Below are 19,164 nucleotides of genomic sequence, written 5' to 3' on the forward strand. Positions count from 1 at the left end.
ACACTGGTGGGCGAGCTGTTCTCCGTGCTGATGGGTGAACCCGTCGACGCCCGAAACTTCTCACGCGGCGCTCGGTCCCGACGGGCACCTGCTCTTCCGAACCCGTTGTCGCGTCGTCGGCAGAGGTTCCGGCCGTCTCGGTCTCCCGACGAGCCCGGCCGCCTTCCGGCTGGTTGGCCTGCTGCCAGGCGGCGTGCCAGTCGATGCCGTAGTGCTCGTACAGGCGGTGCACGGCCTGCTCGGATCCCCTGGAGAGTGGTAGCGATCCCCGTGCCCGTGCGGGCGCGCCGCTGATAGAGAGTGGACTTTCCATCACATCATTCGTGTCGGTATGCGCTGAGATTGCGCACACCGTCAGTCCGAGGACTCGGAGGGTGGGAGCAGAGTGCCGAGGGGGCCGAGGTCCAGGTTGAGGTCCTGCATGGTCAGGCCGTAGCGACCGCAAAGATCGTTCATGCGGTCGTGCAGGACCATCAGAGTCATCCCCAGGCGCTCCTCCTCCTCCTCGGCGAGATCGCCGGCGTCCACGCGGTGCAGGGCCTGTCGTTCCATGAGCTGGCGAATGAGTTCGACCAGGGTCAGTACCAGCTTGATCAAATCTCGTTCCACGGTGTCCGGATCGGTGTTGATGCGGGAGGCCGGATGAGGTGGAGGGTCGTGGCCCGACGCGGGGCCGTTCTGCGGGGCGGCGGGGAGCAGGCGGAAGGGGCGGGCAGCCTCGTCGGCCGCCTCGTCGGAGCGGCCGTGGCGACGGGGGGTATCGGGTGTCATGGTGAGCGGAACTGGTCACGGTGGCCGGGTGAGGTGACAGGGCCAGGTCCACCACGGTTCCAGGGACTCGGGGTGTCGGCGCCGATGGAGGCGATGAGGGCTCTCAGGGAGATCCGGACGAGGTCGATGTCGGCGATCGACAAGGTGACGTCACCGGTGATGACGATGCCGCCGGTGAGCAGGCGGTCCAGCAGGTCGATGAGCGCGATCTGACGGTCGGGCAGAGACCCGCGATCCGGTGAGCGGGACTCCGCAGGGCCGGACAGGGAGAAGTCGGCCGTCATCAGGTGATCGCCTCCTCGCTCTTTTCACCGGGTTCGTCTTGTCCGGACGCGGCGAAGGAGTACGGCGCCCATGGTCCGGTGATCTCGACGCGGATGATCTCGGATTGCTCGGCGGCACGCTGGACTGCGTCCTTGAAATCCTGGGCCTGGTCGTCAGGCACCAGGTAGGCGTTGTTGACGATGTTCTCGCCGGAGCCGTGGGCGAGGGGGCCTTGCTGCAGGCGGTGGCGGGCGTGTTCGACGGCCAGGGCACAGGCTGCGGCCTCGACGCGTTGCGCGGCCTGCTCGGCGGCCCGGTAGGCGTCCTGGCGGGCATGCCGTTCCTGGTGGCGGCTTCGCAGGTAGGCCCGGCCGGGGCTCAGATCGGCCGCGGGTGCAGCCGCTGTGGAGGCCGCAGGAGCCGCGGGGGGATCGAAGTAGATTTTGACTCCCCATTCCACGCGGCCGGCGAGGTGGGCAAGGCGGTGCGCGAACGCGCGGCGGGCGGCTCTGACCATGGCGCGAACGCGGTCGTCGTCGCGGTAGATGGTGGCCAGCCGCAGGGGCAGGACGGTGGTCTGGGCCGCCATAGCGTCGATGACCCGGTGGTGCGCCCGGGCCACGGCCTCCAGCCAGTCGAGATCCTCCAGGTGAGCCGCGAGCGGCGCTTCCTCGAAGTCGCCGGCAGGGACGCTGCTGACGATCGCTGCCAGGTTCTCGTCTTCGTCCGGCACCAGACGCACTGGCGCGTCGGCGATCCCTCGCAGTACCGCCACCATGTCGTACAAGCCCGTGTGCACCGCCACCACCCCGTACAGGTAACTGACCGCCGCGGTCATCGGTCCGACCTTGGAAGCCGCCGGTTCCCGGCGCGGGTGGACTTGGCAGTACTGGCACGTCGCCGGGGGCGCTCGGGTTCCTCAGCGGGGTGCTCGGCCGGCGGAAGGGCCTGGGCGTCCCGCAGGGCGGCTATCTCTTCACGCAGCCTGCGATTCTCATCGGCCAGCTCACGGCCGCCGTCAGCGCGGGAGGACAGGGCCGGGTCGTGTTCCCACCAGTCGATGCCCATCTCCTTGGCCTTGTCGACCGAGGCCACTAGGAGGCGCAGTTTGATGGTGAGCAGTTCGATGTCGAGGAGGTTGATCTGGATGTCGCCCGCGATGACGATGCCCTTGTCCAATACGCGTTCCAGGATGTCGGCCAGGTTGGCCGAGGAGCCCTGGCCGTAGGAGGGGGATGCCCGGGAGGGGAAGGAGCCGAGGTTGCTGGGGACAGGTTCGGTCACGGCCGTTCAGACCTCGATTCGGCGTCGGCGGCGTCGGTCAGCGCCGACTCGTGGCGCGGCGGCGCGGACGTTCCTCTGCGTACGGAGCTCTTCGTACTCCTCCTCTTCAGCTTCCTCGTAGGGGCCTTCCCGTGCCCTTGCAGGCTCGCCCTTGGCCGCCTCGTAGTCCTCCAACTCCTCGGCCTCGAGGGCCGGCGAACCCGTGATCATCGAAGTGATCCTCTTCCGATCCACCTTCTTTCCGAAGATCAAGGGCGCGAGGGCCATGGCCGACTTGGCCTTCTTCGTTCGTCCCAGCGCGGCTGAGGACCTCATGCTCCGTTGGCCTCCCGGAAGCGATGGATCTCTTCGAGCCGGTCGAGCAGCTCGTCCTCACGTCGGTCGAAGGTCTCCTGATCGATCTGGCCGGAATCCAGTGCTCGTTCCAGCTCGGCGAGTTCCCGTAGCACCGGGCCGGGGTCGTAGTACTCCTCTTCCGCGGCCCGCACCACCTGCTGCATGACCCACCCGACGCCCCGCACGGGGGCCAGCGGGAGGGTCAGAAGCTGAGTCATCAGACCCATGACAAGATCTCCGTACTCACGCTGACTCGACGAAGCTGTACGGCGGCAGCGGCCCGTGCAGACGGAAGTCGAAGTCCTCACCGCGCTGCTCTGCCAGATCTCTTTCCTCGGCCGTGAACTCCTGCTGCCGGGCTTTCTCCACAAGGAACGAGACGCTCACGAAGTCCCCTCCTATCGGATCCGAAGCCCTGATGTCGCGTGCCATGGGGCGCAGCGCTTCGACGACTCCTGCGGCAAAAGACTCCTGGCGCAGCTGAACCTCCCCGGCTACCAGTTCGCCCAGCGCGATCTGCAGATCCGGGCCGGCCCGGCCGCTGCGGATATCCTCGTTCAGCTGGCGGGCCTCGGGCGATTGCAACAGGATCTCCCGCAGCAGCGCGTCCTGGTCACAGGAGGCCTTCAGGTGGAACTCCACACAGCCGTCCAGGGCCACAAGCCGCTCCTGATACGAATCGGCTCTCTCGTCCAGCACCTGGTGCACCGCTTGATCGTCGGAGGCCAACCCTCCGAAGCGCAGCGGCAGCACGCTGCCATCGGCCATCAACCGTTCCAGCACCGACTGGTGCGCCAGGACGTCGCGCCGCTTGGCCCTGAGTCCGTCCGGCGCATCACTGACCACGGCTACCAGCGACTGACCGTTCACGGTGCGCAGCTTCTGTGGTGGTTCCCCCACGCCGGTGACGCCGTCCAGCCGTAGGGGATGGGTCGCAGCGGTGATCGCGTAGACGTAGACGGCCATGACTCACTCTTCCCGGTGCCGAGGAGGGCGGCGCGCCGGCCGTGACCTCTTCCGCTCCTCTACCGGCTCGCGCTCTTCGTCTCGGTCCTCCCGGTCCTGGTGGAACGAGTCTGCGACCGCCTCCACCGCGCCGGTGAGCGCGCCCTTACTCTTGCCCTTGGCTCCGCCTTCGGTGACCTCGCCGACGAGGTCGGGCAGCTGTGCCGGTGCTTTGCGCCCCGTCTCGAGATCGAGCCTGTTGCAGGCCTCGGCGAAGCGCAGATAGGTATCGACGCTAGCCACCACCACGCGGGCGTCGATCTTCAGGATCTCAATGCCCACCAGCGACACGCGGGCGAAGACGTCGATGACGAGCCCGCGGTCCAGGACCAGTTCCAGGACGTCGTACAGCGATCCCGAGCCACCGCCCTGGACAGCGCTGCCTCCACCGCTTTGCGGCACCACCGTCATGGTGCCTCCTTTCGTGGGCCACTGCCGGTGCGGCCCCGATCCGGCTGTGTTCACTTCTACGGGTACACAGCCCGGGCAGAGCCCTCAGGCACGCCGGTCAATCTGGGCGCGTGTGTACCGGCGGATCCGCTCGTACGCCATCAGCTCACCGTCAGCGTCGAGCGTCACCCGGTAGCTGGCCATCACGCTGGTCGTCTCAGGAATACGCTCGATCTCCAGCACCTCCACCTGGGCCTCCCATCCGTCATCGGTGGGCCTAACCGCTGAGACAGATTCCGGCGCCCTTCCCAGCAAGCCTTCCAACTGCTGCATCGCCGAAAGCATGGCTCGCGACGCCGAAAACCGCTGGCTGCGGCGCGGGCTCTCACCTCGGCTGCGGACGCCAGGCTCCTCCGCCCCGCGACGCGTGTGCTTACGGGGCCTCGCTCCATCGCCGTCTCGATCCAGAGGCATAATCTGCTCAAACACCTCGAATATCTAAACAAAACCTCAAATTGCATCCTAACGGACATGGTGGTACGCGGCTCGGCCAGAGCATCGAGGCGTCCCCTGCGCAGAGCCCGCCAAAACTGAATCGACAATCTCCCGGCCGTTGCGGAGGCTTTCCAAAGACGGTGCTATGCGGTGAGGCGGACGACACGATCAAGGACGCCCCCACCGTCGACGTCGACACCGGCGGCCAACTGCCCGAGGAGGAGGATCACCGCCTGTACGACCGCTACGGCATCGCCCGGGACGAAGCCTGACACCGGGCCGGGCATCGGCCTGTGCGGGTTGCGGCCCTGCTGCTCAGCGGCCCCGCTCCACCGGCCGCTCCGCAGCCGTCAGAGCGCCCTGCCTTCTCGCCCCCGGACGGGGCCTTGGTGATGCAGCCGTCCACTGAGATCTCTCACAGCCCGAGGCCGATCATCCGGTCGTACGCCTCAAGCGCGAGGGCGTGCACCTTTTCGGATATACCCAGTTCAGCCCACTCTTTGACACGTCGTCGGATCGTACGGTCAGAACATCCGGGAGTGGAGATGCGCTCGTATCCGGAGCCGTGGACCAGCGCGAGCACGATGTGCTCGAAGACCGTCCGGTCGGCGATCCCGGCGGCCGACAGGCCGACCGGGCCCACTTTCCCCCGGGCGGGCAGGAGTACGGCGAACTGTCCCAGAGGGGTTCAAGCAGGCAAGACGGCAGCGCGGGCACGGCCGTCCTTCGTGATCACTGAGCGTAGAGAACTCCATGATCACGGGGACCCGTGCCCGCACTGTATCCAGCCCATCTCCCGAACCCACAGCGACCGCCTATTGCCGGTCGGTCTAAGCCGAGGGCGCTTCCGAACCTGGGTCGGCCGTGCCGGGAGATACAGAAGACTGCTGAACCGTCGGCGCAGACGCAGACGCCTGCCCCTGACTGGCAAGAGAAAAACCACCTACTGTGGATCACGCGGTCACCCCTGAGTGACGCGTGTGAACTTGCAACGACACCGGCCTCCTGCCTCTCGACCGCGGGCGTTGGGTGCGGCCATCCGCATGCCGCAGCAGGCGTGCGAGGCCGCCCTCCGGCAGCGGTGAACGTGAGTCCCCGCGTGCGGACTGCCTTCGCCGGCGAGTTGCAGGGCCTGACGGTTACAACCAGCCAGCCGGTGTGGCAAGGGGCCCAGTTGCAAGCAGCCAGCCCCTACCCGCATGGCGCCTACGGGTATTGCTCAGCGTTCTGGCAAGCCCGGGAAAGCCATCCATGCGGAATGAAACTCCTCACCGCCCTGCGCTGACATGATGTGCCCGCAGGCCGGGGAGGATCCGGGCGGCGTTTCGAATAGGGACAGCAAACCTCAAGAGTGTGCCGAGGATGAGGAGCAGTGGGTGCCGGTGGAGAGGCTGGTGATTACACCGGCGGTGGTGGAGCGGGACGCGGTGCTGTCACTGGCCGGTGAACTGGACATGGACGGCGAGGCGCTACTGGCACGGGCGGTCGGTGAGCTGATTGACGCCGGGTACCGGCGGGTCGTGGTGGACTGCGCAGGTGTGGCGTTCTGTGACTCGTGCGGGTTCAACGCACTGCTCGTGGCCCGGCAGGCTACACAAGACGCTGGCGGCGTACTGGCGCTGGCAGGCGTCCCGGACCGGCTTCAGTCGCTGCTGACGCTGCTCGGCGCGGAGGAGATCTTCACCATCGCCGCCACTGTCGAGCAGGCACGGCTGCTGCTTGCCGATTCTGCCATCGACAGCGAGGCCGAGCCGGAATAGCCCTTGCGTTGACGGCTTCCTCAGACCCCGCCGCCCCGGGAATGGAACGGACCCGCCGGGAAATCCGGACCAAGCGGGGCACTCCTCCGGCAAAGGGGCCGGCCACCGGCCCCGGCGGGAGGCCGTACAGGAAAGGCCGTTGGGAACATCGACCCCGGCCCGAATCGGATGCCTCCCGTCGAGCTGAACATCTGCTGCCGAAACGCGTGAACAAAGCCAAGCACATCGTGTCGAACGCCAACCCTTCGTCGCGGTGAGTGGCGAGTCGTCAAGGAGCACCGCCAAGGGAGGCCACCGCTTTCGTTGGTGACGTCAGGGCCGCCGGGGGTCTGCGTCAGGCGACAAGGCCTTGGCCTGCAGCCACGTCTTGAGTCCGACCACGCCTTTGCCGTAACTCCGGTCGAGGTCCCTTTGCATGTGGTCGCTCGGGGCGGTGACGTACAGCCGTACGCGGTTGTTCACGGGGTCCGCGCCCACGCCCATGTAGCCGGAGTTCCCGGCCTTGACCCGCTTCTCCAATTCTGCTCGCACCTCTGCGAGTTCGGCCTGGGATCGCTTGGCGGTCAGCAGGCAGAGCGGTCCGCCCCACGTCTTGGTGGACGCGGACCTGGACGCTGTGCGCCTCGGCCGGGCGCGGACGTAGCTGCCGTCACCATCGCCCAGGTCCGCGAAGTTGTCGAGCGCCTGATCGCCTCCGGCCAGTGGGCTCCGGGCGACCACACATTTTGATCGTGCTGGACGCCGGATACGACGCGCCCCGCATCGCCCACTTCCTGGGCGATCTGCCCGTCGAAGTGCTCGGCCGGACCCGCTCGGACCGGGTGATGCGTGGGGCCGGCCCCGCCCTGCGTCTACGACCCCAAGGGCGGGCGCCGCCCAAGCACGGCGGCGAGTCGTCTTCGGCGACCCCACAACCTGGGGCACCGAGCAGGCAGTGACCGTCACCGACACCCGCCGCCACGGGAAGGCGACAGTGCAGGCAAGGGACCATCTCCACCCGCGGCGGACCCGCAGGGCCGCCTGGCTCGGCCACGACGGTGAACTGCCCATCATCGCCGGCACCGTCATCGTGCACGCGTGACCACCACAGCCAGATCGGCTTCGGATCGCCGCCGGAAGGCAAGTGCTCGACTTCGAGACGGTGCCGAATTGGCCTGGGGCGAGGTCCGGACTCTGGCCCGCCAGATCCTTGTCGAGCTGCTGGGCGAATGGCGTCAGCCACTGCCGCACCGTGTGCTGCCTCAACAGGTCCATGGCTGAGCACGTTCATCGGCTCTGTCGCTGATCTTGGGACGGCGGGAGCTCTTATGGAGGGCGGCTGACCGTCACATCAGTGGCCCTGCGATGCTTCGACGGGTGGACCCTGAGATCGAAGCGACGCCCCAAATAGTGCGCTCCGTCGTCACCGCACACCTCGACGCACTCGCGGCCGCCCTGGCCGACCCGGACTGCGACGTCGATGCCTGGGCCGAGGTAGAAAGGGAACTCCTCAACACCCGGGATCCGGATCTCATCCCGCATCTGAGGGCACACCTGGCGAATGCTGTGGAAGCCGGGAACTGGTATGCCCGTTCCGTGCTCGCTGGGATCTTGGCCGAGACAGCCGGCCGCACGGCTATGCCCGACCTGCTGCAGGCCTACTCCCGAGATCTGGGTGACGACCAGGACTCCCTCTCAACGACGCTCCACACCTTCGCCACGGAGGACCCGGCGGCCGCACGGGGCGTCCTTGTGCCATGGGCGGATGCTCCCGACCAGGATCTGAGGCGGGTGGCGATCCACTACCTCGGCTACGTGCCCGATCCCGCAGACATCGCCCTGCTGGCCCGAGCCGCTGGCGACACGGACGAGGGGATCCGCACCGCAGCCGCCGCCACGCTCGCCAGCCATCGCACCATCCAGTCGGCCCTCGAAATACTGGTCACCCTGCTCGGTGACCTCTCCACGCAGGTGCGGGTGTCCGCCCTCGACTCCCTCGGCTACATCCGCAATCCTGCGACCCTGCCGGCCATCGGCCGCCTCGCGGACGACGACACCCCCACAATCCGTGCCTGGGTGGCCATCGTCCTGGCCCGCTTTCCTACAACCGACTCCGGCATCGAGCCAGCCATCCTGGACATCCTCGACCAGCTTGCATCAGACCCTGATCCCTACGTCCGTGAGAAGGCTGTTGAGGCACGCCAACTCACGCTCCGCCCAAGGGCCTGAACCAAAGTCACGCGTGCTCCGCCAAAGACCCACCCAACAGCACGGCCGGCATCACAAGATCTGCGACAAGCCCGTTTATCTGTACCTCGCCGAGCACATTCATTCCCGTTCACTTGTATGCCGACCGCCACCGCATCAGCGCACGTCCCGTGCGATTCGGTCAGGACGTGGGCGCGTCCAGCTTCGGCTTCCGCTTCACATCGGTCACCTTCACGTCCTCCGTCTCAGAAGCCCCGAACGCTTCGACGATCACGTCGCCGCTGGTGCCGGTGACCTCCAAAGCCAAGTGGCTGCCCATCATGCGCAAGTCGAGCCTTGCCCGGGGCGCGCCCGCATGGTTCGGCATCTGGTGAATCCGCGACGCCGGGTAGTCCAGACCCGTCAGCTTCTTGTGCATCGCCTGGTAGCTGGTCGTCTTCGTGTTCTTGAACGCCTCGCTGACGCGCTTTGCGTGTTCGCTGCCGCTGCACTTCTCGGTACCGGTCAGCGGCACCTCCTTGACCGGCTTGGGCCCGGTGGAGTCAGGGGTCGGCTTCGACGGCGCGGGATCATCCAGGGGAACCGGTATATCTCCCTCGGCGTTCGGAACACCCGGCGGGGCCTCGCCCGGCCCGTACCTCGGTGTGGGCGTACCCTCCCAACCCGGCAGGTCCTCGGGCTTGGGCACGCCACCGCTGCCGCTGCCGTTCGGGGCGTCCGGAGCACAGCTCTGCGTGATGCGGGTCATCAACGCAAGGAACCGCATCTCCGGATCGTTGTCGCTCGGCGGAGCATCCAGCGCGGGTGTCGCCGAGACGGCGCTGCCTGCGGGGGTCTGATCGGTGGTGGCGTTCTGAGTGCCGCAGCCAGACAGGACCATGCAGCCGAGCGCGACCACCAGCGCAGGCTTCGGGAGGGATATTGATCGCATGCGCGCATCATGCAGGACGCTGATCACTGCGCACATGAGTACTCATACTCACCTTCACCCGGAGCCAACAAGTACCGGAACCAGTGCTTCTGACTTGGCGTCGAATCCACGGGCTGGGCAAGCTCCGCTACGTCGTCGAGCAGACCTTCGCCCCGCTCCACTACATCAAAAGCCACGCCGTCCGCTGGGAACGCCGCACCGACCTGCACGATGCGTTCGTCTCCCTGGCTGCAACCTCATCTGCTGGCGACGACTCAAGAAGCATCGGCCATGATCCTGTTACGAGCTCTATGCCTTCAAGAACGCCAGGATGTCGGGATTGACGATATCTGGATGGGTCGACAACATGCCGTGGGGAAGCCCCTCGTAGCTCTTCAGGGTGCCGCGCTTCAGGAGCTTGGCCGACAACGGCGCTGAATCCGGATACGGCACGATCTGATCGTCGGTGCCGTGGGCGACGAGGACCGGGACGCCGATCTTTTTGAGGTCCTCATTGAAGTCGGTCTCTGAGAACGCCTTGATGCATTCGTAGTGGGCGTTGGCCGCACCCATCATCCCCTGCCGCCACCAGTTGTCGATCAGCCCCTGCGACACTTTCGCGCCGGGCCGGTTGAAGCCGTAGAACGGACCCGTCGGTACGTCGATGTAGAACTGCGAGCGATTGGCGGCGAGGGCCGTGCGCAGTTCGTCGAAGACTTCGATCGGCAGGCCGCCGGGATTGGTGGCCGACTTGACCATGATCGGCGGCACCGCGCTGACGAGCACCGCCTTCCCGACACGTCCCGGCTTGGCGCGCGCAACATAGCGCGCGACCTCACCACCGCCGGTCGAGTGCCCGATATGGAAGGCCCCTTGCAGCTCTAGCGCGTCGGTCAGCGCCGCCACATCGGCGGCATAGGTGTCCATCTCATGACCGGTCGCGGTCTGAGTGGAGCGCCCGTGGCCACGTCGATCGTGGGCGATCACCCGATAGCCATGCGCAAGGAAGAACAACATCTGGTTGTCCCAGTCATCGGCGCTGAGCGGCCAGCCATGGTGGAAGACGATCGGCTGACCGTCGCGCGGACCCCAATCCTTATAAAAAATATTCGTACCGTCATTGGTGGTGACCGTGCTCATTGCTGATCCTTCCGCGTGAATGGCCGAAGCGGCTGGAAGCGGGCGAGTCTTTCAGCCGCAGCAAAGCAGGCAGGGCCCAGCCGGATGAGGCCGCCCAACCCGCCGGAGGCTGCGGCCCGATCCACCGCCTGCCACGATACGCTCAGGTCCGGCATGACTCATCTCCTGGCCGCCAACGGAGCGGCGGCTTGTCGACTGCTGCAGTGACGGTCGCCTCCGAGCTCGTTCTCACCGGCTGTTTACCGCCTGCGAGCCCAGCAGGTCCGCCGCAGGCGACCAGCGGATCAGGGTGGTGATGATGCGGTCGCCCCGCTCAGGGCTCTCCCGACTCAGCGACGACGCCTTCAAGCTCTCTCGCTGGAGGACCGCCGAGTCTTGGTCGTGCTGGACGTGGACGGCGACCCGCAGCCCGCCCTCGCGCAGAAGTGGCAGCAGACCGGCGCCAGGTCGTGGGCCTTCGCCATCCGTGACGGCGTCACCTTTCACGACGGGACCGAAGTCACCGCCGAGGACGTGGTGCGCTCGCTCACCAAATCGCGGCACGAGGACTACTGGGGCGGCAGACCCAGGCCGCGGGCATCGACGCCAGGGTCGTGCCGGGCGGCACCGCACGCGCCGCCGCCCTGCACAGCGGCGAGGCCGACATCGTCGAGTCCGTCCCGGTCTGGCAGGCGTCCCAGCTGGACGAGGACCAGATCACCGAAGCCCCGATGCCGCGCACCAACGCCCTGTACCTCAACACCGGGCGCGGAGTCTTCACCGACCCCCTCCCTCCGTGCCGCCGCCCGCGCGGCGATCGACGCCGAGACCCTGGTCGACGGCATCCACGAGGGCTGCGCCGACGTGGCCAAGGGCCTGCTCGGTCCCGCCATCCCCCGGGCCGAGAAGCGCACGCCCGGACCATCACCGTCAAGGCCGGGAGCCCGCAAGGCAAGAGCATCACCATCTGCGCCACCTTGTTGTGTCCACCATGGGCCCGGTCATTGGCCTCGTGCCCCGGCGCGGCACCGGGGCTGGTCAGTCGGTGGACAAGGCCTCGAGGAGGTCCCCGACCTGCGAGTCCGGCAGCGCGCGGGCCACGTCGGCCAGGGCCACCATGCCGACCAGGCGGTGCCCGTCGATAACCGGCAGCCGGCGCACCTTGTGCTCGCTCATCGTGCGCAGGATCTCTTGCGCGTCGTCGTCGGCGCCGATCGTCACCGCCTCGCCCTGCGCCAACTCCCCCGCCGTGGTCTGCGCAGGGTCCTTGCCCGCCCCCAAGACCTTCACCACGATGTCCCGGTCGGTCAGCACGCCCTTGAGCCGGTCGTCGGTGCCGCAGATCGGCAGCGCGCCGACGCCGATCTCGGTCATCTTCTGCGCCGCGCGCAGTACCGGTTCATCGGCGCCAATGCATTCCGCGCCGGGTGTCATGATGTCTCGTGCCGTGGTCATAACTTTCTGCCTTCACGATCGGTTCGGGGGCGCCGCCAGGCCTGTGGCGAGGCGGTGGAGCGGTTCAGTCCTTGCGGCCGCGGCCGGTGAGCAGGTCGCGTGCCCGGTCGACCAGCCCGGCGCCGGGCGCCAGGATCTTGTTGAGTGGCGGGGTGTCGGGCGCCGCGGGGTGCGGGCGGGTCGGGGCCAACTGCTTTGCCCGGCGGACCTTGTCGCCCAGCTGCTCCAGCGTCTGCGGCGTGCAGGCGTCGGCGAGCATGGGAAACAGCCGGTCTTCCTCGTCACGGACATGGTCGGTGACTTCGAACTTCAGCCTCGCCACCCGGTCGTCGAACTGCGCGTCGTCCGCGTCGAGGCCTTCAAGGTCCTTCAGTAGCCGCTCCACCTTGGCGTGGTCGGCGATCTCCTTGTCCGCCAGCGCGTCACCGCCATCGACGTACTCACGCACCGCCGGATACAGATACTGCTCCTCGGCGACCGCGTGCTGTACCAGCTCCATCGTCAGCTCGTCCGCCAGTTCCCGACGCCGCTGATCACCCACTGGCTGTGTCTCGATCTCGCCGAACAGCGCATCCACCTCACGGTGATCCGCCATGAGCTCCTCGATCACATTCCCGCCATGTCCCATCCCGGACAGTCCCTTCCAGTCGTGCCGTGTTCGGGGGCCTGTTCACCGTGCCAGCCGGGTACGCACCCCGGCCCATGACACGCCCCCACCCATACCCGCACGGCCGCCCGAGCGAGCAGGACTGAGACCGTTCGGCCCACCCCGGATCGAGGGCCGGGTGCGCTGACGACCTGGTCGGCCGTTCAACGCCAAGGAGCGCGGCGGCGTAGCGGTCGGCGTAGCGCCGGTGGTTCAGCCCCGGCTTCGGGCCGTCTTCTTCGCCGGTGTCTTCTTGGCCGTGGTCTTCTTCGCCGGTGTCTTCTTGGCCGTGGTCTTCCGTACGATCGCCGTGTTCTTCTCGGCGGCGGCGGTGCTCCGGACCGGGGCTTTGCCGGCCGCGGCGGGAGCCCGGCCGGTTCGACCGGCCTCCTCCGTGCCAGATTCTCCGGGAGCTGACACTGCCCGGGCTCCGCTCGGCGCGGTGGTGAGCTTGAGCTGGATGCGGTGAACTGCACAGCCCGGTTGGTCCGGCACGCCCAGTCCCAGCACCTTGACACTCACGCCGTCGAAGTCCGGGCCGCCCTGTTCCACGGCCACTGAGAGTTCGATGGTCGCCTCAGTGACCTGGAGCTGGACGTTGCCGCCGCCTGCTGCGGTGATCTGCGTGGTATGGAGGTCACGGCTCATCGCCTGCAGCACCTCGTTCAGGCCGAAGGTCTGCACACTGACGCGCCCACCGGATACTTGGTCCATATCGCGACAATACTTACCGATCTGCCCAGTGTGGTCGAGGCACGACGGATGACCGCCATGCCCTCACTGCGCCGGGCATGCCGTCCGCGGACCCGACTGCACTTCGATGGGCGGCCGTGACCGGCCGAAGAACCGGTCGGGCTCCATCAGGGCCGGCACCGCGTCTCGCGGACGCCGACTGCCTGGCGCCCTGCGCCCCGGGACGGTCGCACGACGCACAGATGCGCCCCGAATAGCGGTGAACCCTCCAGCCCCCGGCCGTGGGAGGCGCTGAGCGTACGGGTCGCCGTGGCAGCCCGGGCGGTTCAACCTGACCTTGCCCCCGGTGGGATGAATGCGCGGCCACGGGACACCGCCGGGCTATGAATGGCCCTGCTGGGGGCGGCATGCGATCAGTGCCCGCGGAGGCGTGCCTCCCCCGTTTCTCGGTCTGCCGACGGGACTCGCGTGTGCAACGGGAGAGTGATGAGTGAGGCCGCTTCACCTTCGCCCTGGGCCAATCAGCCGTGGCCGGAGCTGGTGGCTTGGCTGACACTCCGGACGACGGAAGGCGAGAACCCCAACGAGGGGGCGCGGATGAGGATTGCCCCGGCGGACCAGGCAGCCAAAGATGAAGGTCGGTGAGCTCCTCCCGTACCAAAGGCTCGCGACGGTATCGCTGGAGGCCATCCGCACCCCGCGGGTTGCCCGGGCCATTTACAACCGTGCCCGCCCCCAACTCTGCTGTGGTTTGTGCACGTAAGCGCCGTGGAGCCGCGTCAACTGCTCTGCGACATCCTCCACGGCCGCGCAGCAAGCTGCCAGAACGCGAGCGTGGACGCATGCGGGCCCGGACCGCGAATGCGCGCCCCGGGCCCGAAGGGTTGGCGACTGTCAGGCGGCTTGGGGCAGCTTGTGGGAGTTCGCCTTGGCCGGTGCGATGCCGAAGATGTCCACGGCGTGGTAGTACGTCCATGCCGTGCTGTTGCACGAAGTCCGCGTTGCGCCGGAGTAGGCGGCACATACGCGCTTGAGGTCCTCGTAGAACGCAGAGTCGAGGCGGGACTTGTTGGCGGAGAACGTGCCGGCCGCTTTGTAGTTGCGGTAGCCGAAGTCGTGGCGGGCGCAGGCCGTTTGGAAGGGGAAGCCGAACGGGTTGTCCGGAGAGGTACTGCAGTAGTCCGTCGACCAGTCGAAGCCATACCCGGCCCAGGCGCCTTGGTTGCTGCGCGCGGCGTTCCAGGCGTTGTAGCTGGAGGCGCTTGTCTGGGTCCAGGAGCTGAGGACCTGCGGCTTGTCCGAAGGGGCAGCCGAAGCGGATACGGCGGGGATCAGGGCGAGCGGGAGCGAGAGAGCGGCAGCGGCGAACGGAACGGCGAAGCGGCGACGCATGCGTAACCTCCGTGGGAGGAAGGGGCCGTGCTCCTCGTGGGGCTTACGAGACCGCTCCAGAGTGACGTCATGCACCTGCCATGCCTAGATGTTGAACGGCACATTAATCGCTGATCCAAAAGGTTTGCGCTCTACGAGTCTGCGATTCGTCAGTTTCGACCCTCAGATGCGGGCACATGCACGGCAGCGGTCAGAAACCCGTGACGGTGGTTTGAACCTGTAGGCCTGAATCCCCTTCCCCCTATGGCGGTTGGCCAACGAGCACGCCGACCGTCGTCCGCGCGTGCCAAATAGCCCGGCCCAGCCCGCACTTTCTTCGTGGCCCTCAAACGGGGCTCCTGGCCTCCGGGCCCGGCATGACTGTTGCCCCCTGTCGAAGGAATGACCTGGGGGGTGGTGTCACCGGGCTCGGAGCACCGTTTGACCGCTGATGAGAGGCCCGACCGCCATCTGGTCCGGCGCAACGCCGGACCGTCTGCGGGTGGCAGGTCTGCGTAACGTCGACGGCCCCGGCGGCACGCAGACACCCCTGCCGGTGATCTCGAAGCGAGGCGGGCAGCGCCGCTCCGTTCCACGGTCACCGCACTTGCGGTTACCGGGGCGCCGACGGACTCTGTCGTGACGGGCCGGCCAAGAGGAAGCCGCCACCCCTTCCGGGACCGATGTATCGGACGTCACCCGGACCGACGAGAGCAGCCTCCGCCACTCGGCCTCGATGCCGTCGGGCCTCATCGTTCGTCGTCATGTGCGCGGGCCGGATCGTTCAGCGCCGGTCCGGGGACTACAGACCGGCGCCGGCGTCGAAATCCTGCGCCGGCGGGCGGGGTCAGCGGTCGCCCACCACGCCACCGTCTTCTCGGGTGATGACGATCGTGGCCGACCGTGGGCGACCGGTGGCGCTGAAGTCGGGCCAATTGGAACTCGCCCGAGGGTTGTCTGGCGTGCCGGAGTCACCGGGGTGCTGGATGTTCACGAACAGCGACCGGCCGTCCGGCGTGGAGGTGATGCCGGTGATCTCGCAGCGCGGCGGGCCGACCAGGAACCGCCGGATGTCGCCGGTGTCGGGGTCGGCCGCCAGCATCTGGTTGTTCTGCGGGGCGCCGTCGACGGTTGGCTGGGTGCCGTCGGTCTGGATCCACAGCCGTCCCTGGGCGTCGAACCAGAGGCCGTCGGGCGAGCCGAATGCCTGATCCGGGGGAACGGTGGCGCCACTGGCCTGGTCTCCGGCGAGCAGGAAGATGTCCCAGCCGAACTTCTCAGCGCTGGGGTTGCCGTTCTCGTCGATTTTCATGATGTGCCCGAAGCGGTTGTTCAGCCGGGGGTTGGCCGCGTTCACCGACTCGGTTCGGGCCGTGTTGTTCGTGCAGGTGAAGAACACCGCGCCGGTGCCGGGCTGTACGGTGCACCACTCCGGACGGTCCATCGGAGTCGCTCCCACCGCGTCGGCGGCGAGGCGCGTTCGGATCAGCACCTCAGCCTGGTCGGCGAACCCGTCGGCCTCGGTCAGGCCCGGCACGCCGTGCACCAGCGGCAGCCACCTGCCGGAGCCGTCCTCCTCGAACCGGGCGACGTACAGGGTGCCTTCGTCGAGGGGACTTCGCCCGCGCTTGCGCGCCTTCTTGATCGGTTCTGCGCCCACGAACTTGTAGAAGTAGTCGAACTGTGTGTCGTCGCCCATGTAGACGACGGCCTCGCCGCGCCTGCCGCGCACGACAACGGCGTTCTCGTGCTCCATGCGCCCCAGGGCGGTCCGCTTCTTGGGCGTCGACGAGGGGTCGAAGGGGTCGATCTCCACCACCCAGCCGAACCGGTTGTATTCATTCGGCTCCGCCCTCATGTCGAATCGGGCATCCGTGGTGTACCACGGGTACGGATTCTCCGATCCTATGCCGTAGCGATCCTCGACCGAACCGGCCGGCGGCGGTTCCTCGCCGAAGAAGAAGTACTTGTTGATCGTCTCCTCGCACGTCAGATACGTGTCCCAGAGGGTCGGCCCGCTGGCGCAGTTGTTCAGGGTGCCCAGCACCCGGACGCCGTCGGGGTCCGCGCTGGTGCGCAGCAGCGGATGTCCCGCCGCGGGACCGGTGATCTCGGCAGGCGTGGTCATGGTCACCCGGCGGGCGAACTCCGACTCCTCGAGGTGCCACCGGCCGTCGCGGCCCTGCTCGATCTCGATGACCGACACGCCGTGCGCGGCCAGCGACTTGGCGGTCTTCTCCGGCGACCAGTTGGCTCGTCCGTCGGTGTGCAGCAACTGCTCGGTCGTGCACTCGTGGTTCACGCAGAGCAGACCGGAGCGCCCACCCTTGAGCGGAAAGAACCACATGCCGTCGTGCTGATCACCCGCCTGTCCGGCCTGCTCCGCTGCGCTGTTGCTGGCGTCCTCGGCGAACGCGGGCCCGGACGGCACGATCGGGTGGCCCCAGGGGAAGAGGACCTGGTGCCGATATCCGGGCGGCAGCGCGACTGTGTCGGCGACACTCGGCGGGGTCGCCGGGAACCCGAGCAGCCGCCGCCGCCTGCCGGCACCGCCCGTCGCGGCTCCCGCCTCGGCGGCGGCCGCTGCCTCGGGCGGGGTCGCGGCGCCGAAGAACGATGCGGCGGCGGTGACGAGCCCGCCGGCCAGCACCGTCCTGCGGGACAGGCGGCGCTGGGCCAGCTCGGAGATCGAGGGTGAAGCGGCGGGGTCGGGACGCACGGATGGCCTCCAGCCAAGATGGACCACGGGTTGCCGCGGTCGGGGCGCATCCACGCTACGAAGCCGAAGTGGCCTGATCTTCACCCCAATGTGAACGGGAGCGTAAGCCAGGGCGCTGTCGCTCAATAACATCGCGGTTTATCGGATGGTTCGGTCATAGGACCCGGAAGTGGCGGAGGGAACTGATTCGGCACAGGCGGCGCAGCTGGGCACCCCCGACATACATCGGCTGTGGTGGAAGCAAGTCACTGCGCGAGCGCTTGGGACGCCTTCCCGGTTCCGGGAAGCCCGGAACCGGGAACGCATATGGCTCAGTGGTGGCCCTTGAGGGTGTACTGCTTGGGCAGCTTGAAGCCGCGCTCCGCCAGAACCTCGCGGAGCCGGTCCGGGTAGTCGGTGATGATGCCGTCCACGCCGTCATCGATCAGCTTGTGCATGGTGGGCTTGTCATTCACCGTCCAGGGGATGACCCTCATACCGGCCTTGTGGGCGTCATCCACCAACTTCTGGGTGGTGTAGGGGACGTATGCCGGGTCGGTGACCGTGCCGTTCTGCGGGTTGCCGTGCACCGGCGAAATCGCGTCGGCGTCGAAGGACTTGACCGCCGCGACCAGATCTCCGCCGAAATCGTCGATGTCGATGCCACCCAGCCATGGTGAAGCGCCTTCCATGCCCACCTGCAGGAACTGCTGACCATTGGTCAGCGCCACGATCGGCAGCTCGGGGGCGACCTGGCGCATCCGCATCAGCGCGCCCCAGTCGAAGCTCTGGATGGACACCTGCTCCGAGAGACCCGATTCGCGCACCTGACGTGCGACGATCTTGACAAATTCCTCCCTAGGCGCGGTCTCGTGCGGGGCGCCCGCCTCAACCTTGGTCTCGATGTTCATCCACACCTTCTTCGCCTTGTACTTCTTGACGATGTCGAAGACCTCGGTAAGCAAAGGCATCCGGGCACCAGGACTCGGGCGCTGCCCGGGATACTGGGGCAGGGTCGAGGAGCCGCAGTCGAGGGTGCGAACCTGAGCCAGGGAGAGGTTGACGACGTACTTGCCGACATAGGGGTACTCCGGATCGCCAGGCGTGACGGGACCCGTGTCCTTGCACTTCGTGCCGGAAATCCTCCGGTCGTGGGTGACGACCGCCTGACGGTCCTCGGTGATCTGTACATCCAGCTCGAGCGTGCTCACGCCGGTTTCCAGGCCGTTGGCGAAAGAGGCCGGGGTGCTCTCCACCACCAGCCCCAGGCCTCCTCGGTGCGCCTGCAGGTCAAAACCGCGCGGCCCATGGGTGTGCTCCGTGCCCTGCTCCGACACGACGGGCTCGGGCAGGGGGTCAGCGGCCGCCATCGGCACAACGACGGCAAGGGCACAGGACCCGACAGCCAGTGCAGTGGCTGCACGGGTCACAGTGCGGCGGGTCAGGCGGTTCGGCATGATATTCCGTCTCTTCTCACGTGGTGGGCCTATCGGCCCGGTTCTGCCACTCTGGGACCACAAACGAACTGAGAGATGTTGCCGAGCCTGCCGCTGGGCTACGAGCAGACGACAGCAAGGTGGTATTCCTCAGACCGCGTTTGAGATCTGCCGTGCCTCAGTGCTGTACGGTCGTTGACCGCTTCGCGGCAACAGGAGCTCGAACTGAGCCTGGACTGCTTCATCTGCGGGCGCACCGGCCGCATCACTCACTTTGAGTACGGCGAGGGACAGGCGGCATGCACAGGAGACGGGAGAGCGGGGCACCCCGCCGCGGCCCGCAT

24 protein-coding genes and 2 pseudogenes are annotated in these 19,164 nt (G+C 67.4%); 6 read left to right on the plus strand and 20 right to left on the minus strand.

The window, feature by feature from the left end:
* Positions 1 to 354 precede the first annotated feature (354 nt).
* The 9 genes from AB0M62_RS25300 to AB0M62_RS25340 form a co-directional block, all read right to left on the minus strand.
* Positions 355 to 771: a gas vesicle protein K gene (locus tag AB0M62_RS25300; RefSeq protein WP_366076572.1), complete on the minus strand. Its 417-nt coding sequence runs from the start codon at positions 769 to 771 to the stop codon at positions 355 to 357.
* On the minus strand, positions 768 to 1,055 hold the full coding sequence (locus AB0M62_RS25305; protein WP_366076573.1) for a gas vesicle protein: 288 nt from the start codon (positions 1,053 to 1,055) through the stop codon (positions 768 to 770). Before AB0M62_RS25305 ends, AB0M62_RS25300 begins: the two co-directional genes overlap by 4 nt.
* Positions 1,055 to 1,873, minus strand: a complete 819-nt coding sequence (locus AB0M62_RS25310; protein ID WP_366076574.1) for a GvpL/GvpF family gas vesicle protein — start codon at positions 1,871 to 1,873, stop codon at positions 1,055 to 1,057. The genes AB0M62_RS25305 and AB0M62_RS25310 overlap by 1 nt, the downstream gene beginning before the upstream one ends.
* Entirely contained in the window at positions 1,870 to 2,319 is a 450-nt protein-coding gene (locus AB0M62_RS25315) for a gas vesicle protein (RefSeq protein ID WP_366076575.1), read from the minus strand. The genes AB0M62_RS25310 and AB0M62_RS25315 overlap by 4 nt, the downstream gene beginning before the upstream one ends.
* A gap of 6 nt (positions 2,320 to 2,325) precedes the next feature.
* Positions 2,326 to 2,586, minus strand: a complete 261-nt coding sequence (locus tag AB0M62_RS25320; protein ID WP_366076576.1) for a hypothetical protein — start codon at positions 2,584 to 2,586, stop codon at positions 2,326 to 2,328.
* Positions 2,587 to 2,630: 44 nt separating this feature from the next.
* Entirely contained in the window at positions 2,631 to 2,882 is a 252-nt protein-coding gene (locus tag AB0M62_RS25325) for a gas vesicle protein GvpG (protein WP_366076577.1), read from the minus strand.
* A gap of 16 nt (positions 2,883 to 2,898) precedes the next feature.
* Positions 2,899 to 3,621, minus strand: a complete 723-nt coding sequence (locus tag AB0M62_RS25330) for a GvpL/GvpF family gas vesicle protein (RefSeq protein ID WP_366076578.1) — start codon at positions 3,619 to 3,621, stop codon at positions 2,899 to 2,901.
* Between the two features lie 3 nt (positions 3,622 to 3,624).
* Positions 3,625 to 4,071, minus strand: a complete 447-nt coding sequence (locus AB0M62_RS25335; protein ID WP_366076579.1) for a gas vesicle structural protein GvpA — start codon at positions 4,069 to 4,071, stop codon at positions 3,625 to 3,627.
* Between the two features lie 84 nt (positions 4,072 to 4,155).
* Positions 4,156 to 4,524 (minus strand): gas vesicle protein, encoded by a 369-nt coding sequence (locus AB0M62_RS25340; protein WP_366076644.1) that lies wholly within the window; start codon positions 4,522 to 4,524, stop codon positions 4,156 to 4,158.
* 161 nt (positions 4,525 to 4,685) lie between these two features.
* Between AB0M62_RS25340 and AB0M62_RS25345 the strand changes: the two genes are divergently transcribed.
* Positions 4,686 to 4,817 (plus strand): hypothetical protein, encoded by a 132-nt coding sequence (locus tag AB0M62_RS25345; RefSeq protein ID WP_366076580.1) that lies wholly within the window; start codon positions 4,686 to 4,688, stop codon positions 4,815 to 4,817.
* Between the two features lie 80 nt (positions 4,818 to 4,897).
* Here the strand turns inward: AB0M62_RS25345 and AB0M62_RS25350 are convergent.
* Positions 4,898 to 5,262, minus strand: a pseudogene (locus tag AB0M62_RS25350) (IS5/IS1182 family transposase); the annotation flags it as partial.
* Positions 5,263 to 5,939: 677 nt separating this feature from the next.
* On the opposite strand from AB0M62_RS25350, the gene AB0M62_RS25355 reads away from it, so the two are divergent.
* Complete coding sequence (locus AB0M62_RS25355; protein WP_366076582.1) at positions 5,940 to 6,305, plus strand: STAS domain-containing protein; 366 nt, start codon at positions 5,940 to 5,942, stop codon at positions 6,303 to 6,305.
* Positions 6,306 to 6,617: 312 nt separating this feature from the next.
* Here the strand turns inward: AB0M62_RS25355 and AB0M62_RS25360 are convergent, their stop codons facing one another.
* Positions 6,618 to 7,025 carry a hypothetical protein gene (locus AB0M62_RS25360; RefSeq protein WP_366076583.1) on the minus strand — a complete coding sequence of 136 codons (408 nt, stop codon included), beginning with the start codon at positions 7,023 to 7,025 and terminating at the stop codon, positions 6,618 to 6,620.
* Here AB0M62_RS25360 and AB0M62_RS25365 point away from each other — a divergent pair.
* From AB0M62_RS25365 to AB0M62_RS25375, 3 genes are all read left to right on the plus strand, one after another.
* On the plus strand, positions 6,920 to 7,243 hold the full coding sequence (locus tag AB0M62_RS25365; protein ID WP_366076645.1) for a transposase: 324 nt from the start codon (positions 6,920 to 6,922) through the stop codon (positions 7,241 to 7,243). The two genes, AB0M62_RS25360 and AB0M62_RS25365, sit on opposite strands and share 106 nt — an antisense overlap.
* On the plus strand, positions 7,240 to 7,386 hold the full coding sequence (locus tag AB0M62_RS25370) for a hypothetical protein (RefSeq protein ID WP_366076584.1): 147 nt from the start codon (positions 7,240 to 7,242) through the stop codon (positions 7,384 to 7,386). Before AB0M62_RS25365 ends, AB0M62_RS25370 begins: the two co-directional genes overlap by 4 nt.
* 275 nt (positions 7,387 to 7,661) lie before the next feature.
* Complete coding sequence (locus AB0M62_RS25375) at positions 7,662 to 8,513, plus strand: HEAT repeat domain-containing protein (RefSeq protein WP_366076585.1); 852 nt, start codon at positions 7,662 to 7,664, stop codon at positions 8,511 to 8,513.
* Positions 8,514 to 8,673: 160 nt separating this feature from the next.
* On the opposite strand, the gene AB0M62_RS25380 is transcribed toward AB0M62_RS25375, so the two are convergent.
* Positions 8,674 to 9,450, minus strand: coding sequence for a hypothetical protein (locus AB0M62_RS25380; RefSeq protein WP_366076586.1), 777 nt, complete (start codon positions 9,448 to 9,450; stop codon positions 8,674 to 8,676).
* Positions 9,451 to 9,711: 261 nt separating this feature from the next.
* On the minus strand, positions 9,712 to 10,542 hold the full coding sequence (locus AB0M62_RS25385; protein WP_366076587.1) for an alpha/beta hydrolase: 831 nt from the start codon (positions 10,540 to 10,542) through the stop codon (positions 9,712 to 9,714).
* A gap of 390 nt (positions 10,543 to 10,932) precedes the next feature.
* Between AB0M62_RS25385 and AB0M62_RS25390 the strand changes: the two are divergent.
* A pseudogene (locus AB0M62_RS25390) lies at positions 10,933 to 11,028 on the plus strand (hypothetical protein); the annotation flags it as partial.
* 62 nt (positions 11,029 to 11,090) lie between these two features.
* Here AB0M62_RS25390 and AB0M62_RS25395 read toward each other — a convergent pair.
* The 7 genes from AB0M62_RS25395 to AB0M62_RS25425 form a co-directional block, all read right to left on the minus strand.
* Positions 11,091 to 11,366 carry a hypothetical protein gene (locus tag AB0M62_RS25395; RefSeq protein ID WP_366076588.1) on the minus strand — a complete coding sequence of 92 codons (276 nt, stop codon included), beginning with the start codon at positions 11,364 to 11,366 and terminating at the stop codon, positions 11,091 to 11,093.
* A gap of 193 nt (positions 11,367 to 11,559) precedes the next feature.
* Positions 11,560 to 11,976: a CBS domain-containing protein gene (locus AB0M62_RS25400; RefSeq protein ID WP_366076589.1), complete on the minus strand. Its 417-nt coding sequence runs from the start codon at positions 11,974 to 11,976 to the stop codon at positions 11,560 to 11,562.
* 64 nt (positions 11,977 to 12,040) lie between these two features.
* Positions 12,041 to 12,604: a hemerythrin domain-containing protein gene (locus tag AB0M62_RS25405; protein WP_366076590.1), complete on the minus strand. Its 564-nt coding sequence runs from the start codon at positions 12,602 to 12,604 to the stop codon at positions 12,041 to 12,043.
* A 231-nt stretch (positions 12,605 to 12,835) separates the two neighbouring features.
* Positions 12,836 to 13,336, minus strand: a complete 501-nt coding sequence (locus AB0M62_RS25410; protein ID WP_366076592.1) for a trypco2 family protein — start codon at positions 13,334 to 13,336, stop codon at positions 12,836 to 12,838.
* 873 nt (positions 13,337 to 14,209) lie between these two features.
* Entirely contained in the window at positions 14,210 to 14,707 is a 498-nt protein-coding gene (locus tag AB0M62_RS25415; protein WP_366076593.1) for a phospholipase, read from the minus strand.
* Between the two features lie 826 nt (positions 14,708 to 15,533).
* Positions 15,534 to 17,405 carry a PhoX family phosphatase gene (locus AB0M62_RS25420; protein WP_366076594.1) on the minus strand — a complete coding sequence of 624 codons (1,872 nt, stop codon included), beginning with the start codon at positions 17,403 to 17,405 and terminating at the stop codon, positions 15,534 to 15,536.
* Between the two features lie 311 nt (positions 17,406 to 17,716).
* The gene (locus AB0M62_RS25425) at positions 17,717 to 18,754 is read right to left on the minus strand and encodes a glycerophosphodiester phosphodiesterase family protein (RefSeq protein WP_366076595.1); all 1,038 of its coding nucleotides are present in this window, start codon (positions 18,752 to 18,754) and stop codon (positions 17,717 to 17,719) included.
* Positions 18,755 to 19,164: the final 410 nt, after the last annotated feature.

Origin of the sequence: Streptomyces sp. NPDC051219 (genome assembly GCF_040682335.1) — a bacterium.
GTDB lineage: Bacteria > Actinomycetota > Actinomycetes > Streptomycetales > Streptomycetaceae > Streptomyces.

Coding starts and splice junctions, on each gene's coding strand:
- AB0M62_RS25300 (WP_366076572.1), bottom strand. CDS start 771: ATGACACCCGATACCCCCCGTCGCCACGGCCGCTCCGACGAGGCGGCC.
- AB0M62_RS25305 (WP_366076573.1), bottom strand. CDS start 1,055: ATGACGGCCGACTTCTCCCTGTCCGGCCCTGCGGAGTCCCGCTCACCG.
- AB0M62_RS25310 (WP_366076574.1), bottom strand. CDS start 1,873: ATGACCGCGGCGGTCAGTTACCTGTACGGGGTGGTGGCGGTGCACACG.
- AB0M62_RS25320 (WP_366076576.1), bottom strand. CDS start 2,586: ATGGCCCTCGCGCCCTTGATCTTCGGAAAGAAGGTGGATCGGAAGAGG.
- AB0M62_RS25325 (WP_366076577.1), bottom strand. CDS start 2,882: ATGGGTCTGATGACTCAGCTTCTGACCCTCCCGCTGGCCCCCGTGCGG.
- AB0M62_RS25330 (WP_366076578.1), bottom strand. CDS start 3,621: ATGGCCGTCTACGTCTACGCGATCACCGCTGCGACCCATCCCCTACGG.
- AB0M62_RS25335 (WP_366076579.1), bottom strand. CDS start 4,071: ATGACGGTGGTGCCGCAAAGCGGTGGAGGCAGCGCTGTCCAGGGCGGT.
- AB0M62_RS25340 (WP_366076644.1), bottom strand. CDS start 4,524: ATGCCTCTGGATCGAGACGGCGATGGAGCGAGGCCCCGTAAGCACACG.
- AB0M62_RS25385 (WP_366076587.1), bottom strand. CDS start 10,542: ATGAGCACGGTCACCACCAATGACGGTACGAATATTTTTTATAAGGAT.
- AB0M62_RS25395 (WP_366076588.1), bottom strand. CDS start 11,366: ATGCCGTCGACCAGGGTCTCGGCGTCGATCGCCGCGCGGGCGGCGGCA.
- AB0M62_RS25400 (WP_366076589.1), bottom strand. CDS start 11,976: ATGACCACGGCACGAGACATCATGACACCCGGCGCGGAATGCATTGGC.
- AB0M62_RS25405 (WP_366076590.1), bottom strand. CDS start 12,604: ATGGGACATGGCGGGAATGTGATCGAGGAGCTCATGGCGGATCACCGT.
- AB0M62_RS25410 (WP_366076592.1), bottom strand. CDS start 13,336: ATGGACCAAGTATCCGGTGGGCGCGTCAGTGTGCAGACCTTCGGCCTG.
- AB0M62_RS25415 (WP_366076593.1), bottom strand. CDS start 14,707: ATGCGTCGCCGCTTCGCCGTTCCGTTCGCCGCTGCCGCTCTCTCGCTC.
- AB0M62_RS25425 (WP_366076595.1), bottom strand. CDS start 18,754: ATGGCGGCCGCTGACCCCCTGCCCGAGCCCGTCGTGTCGGAGCAGGGC.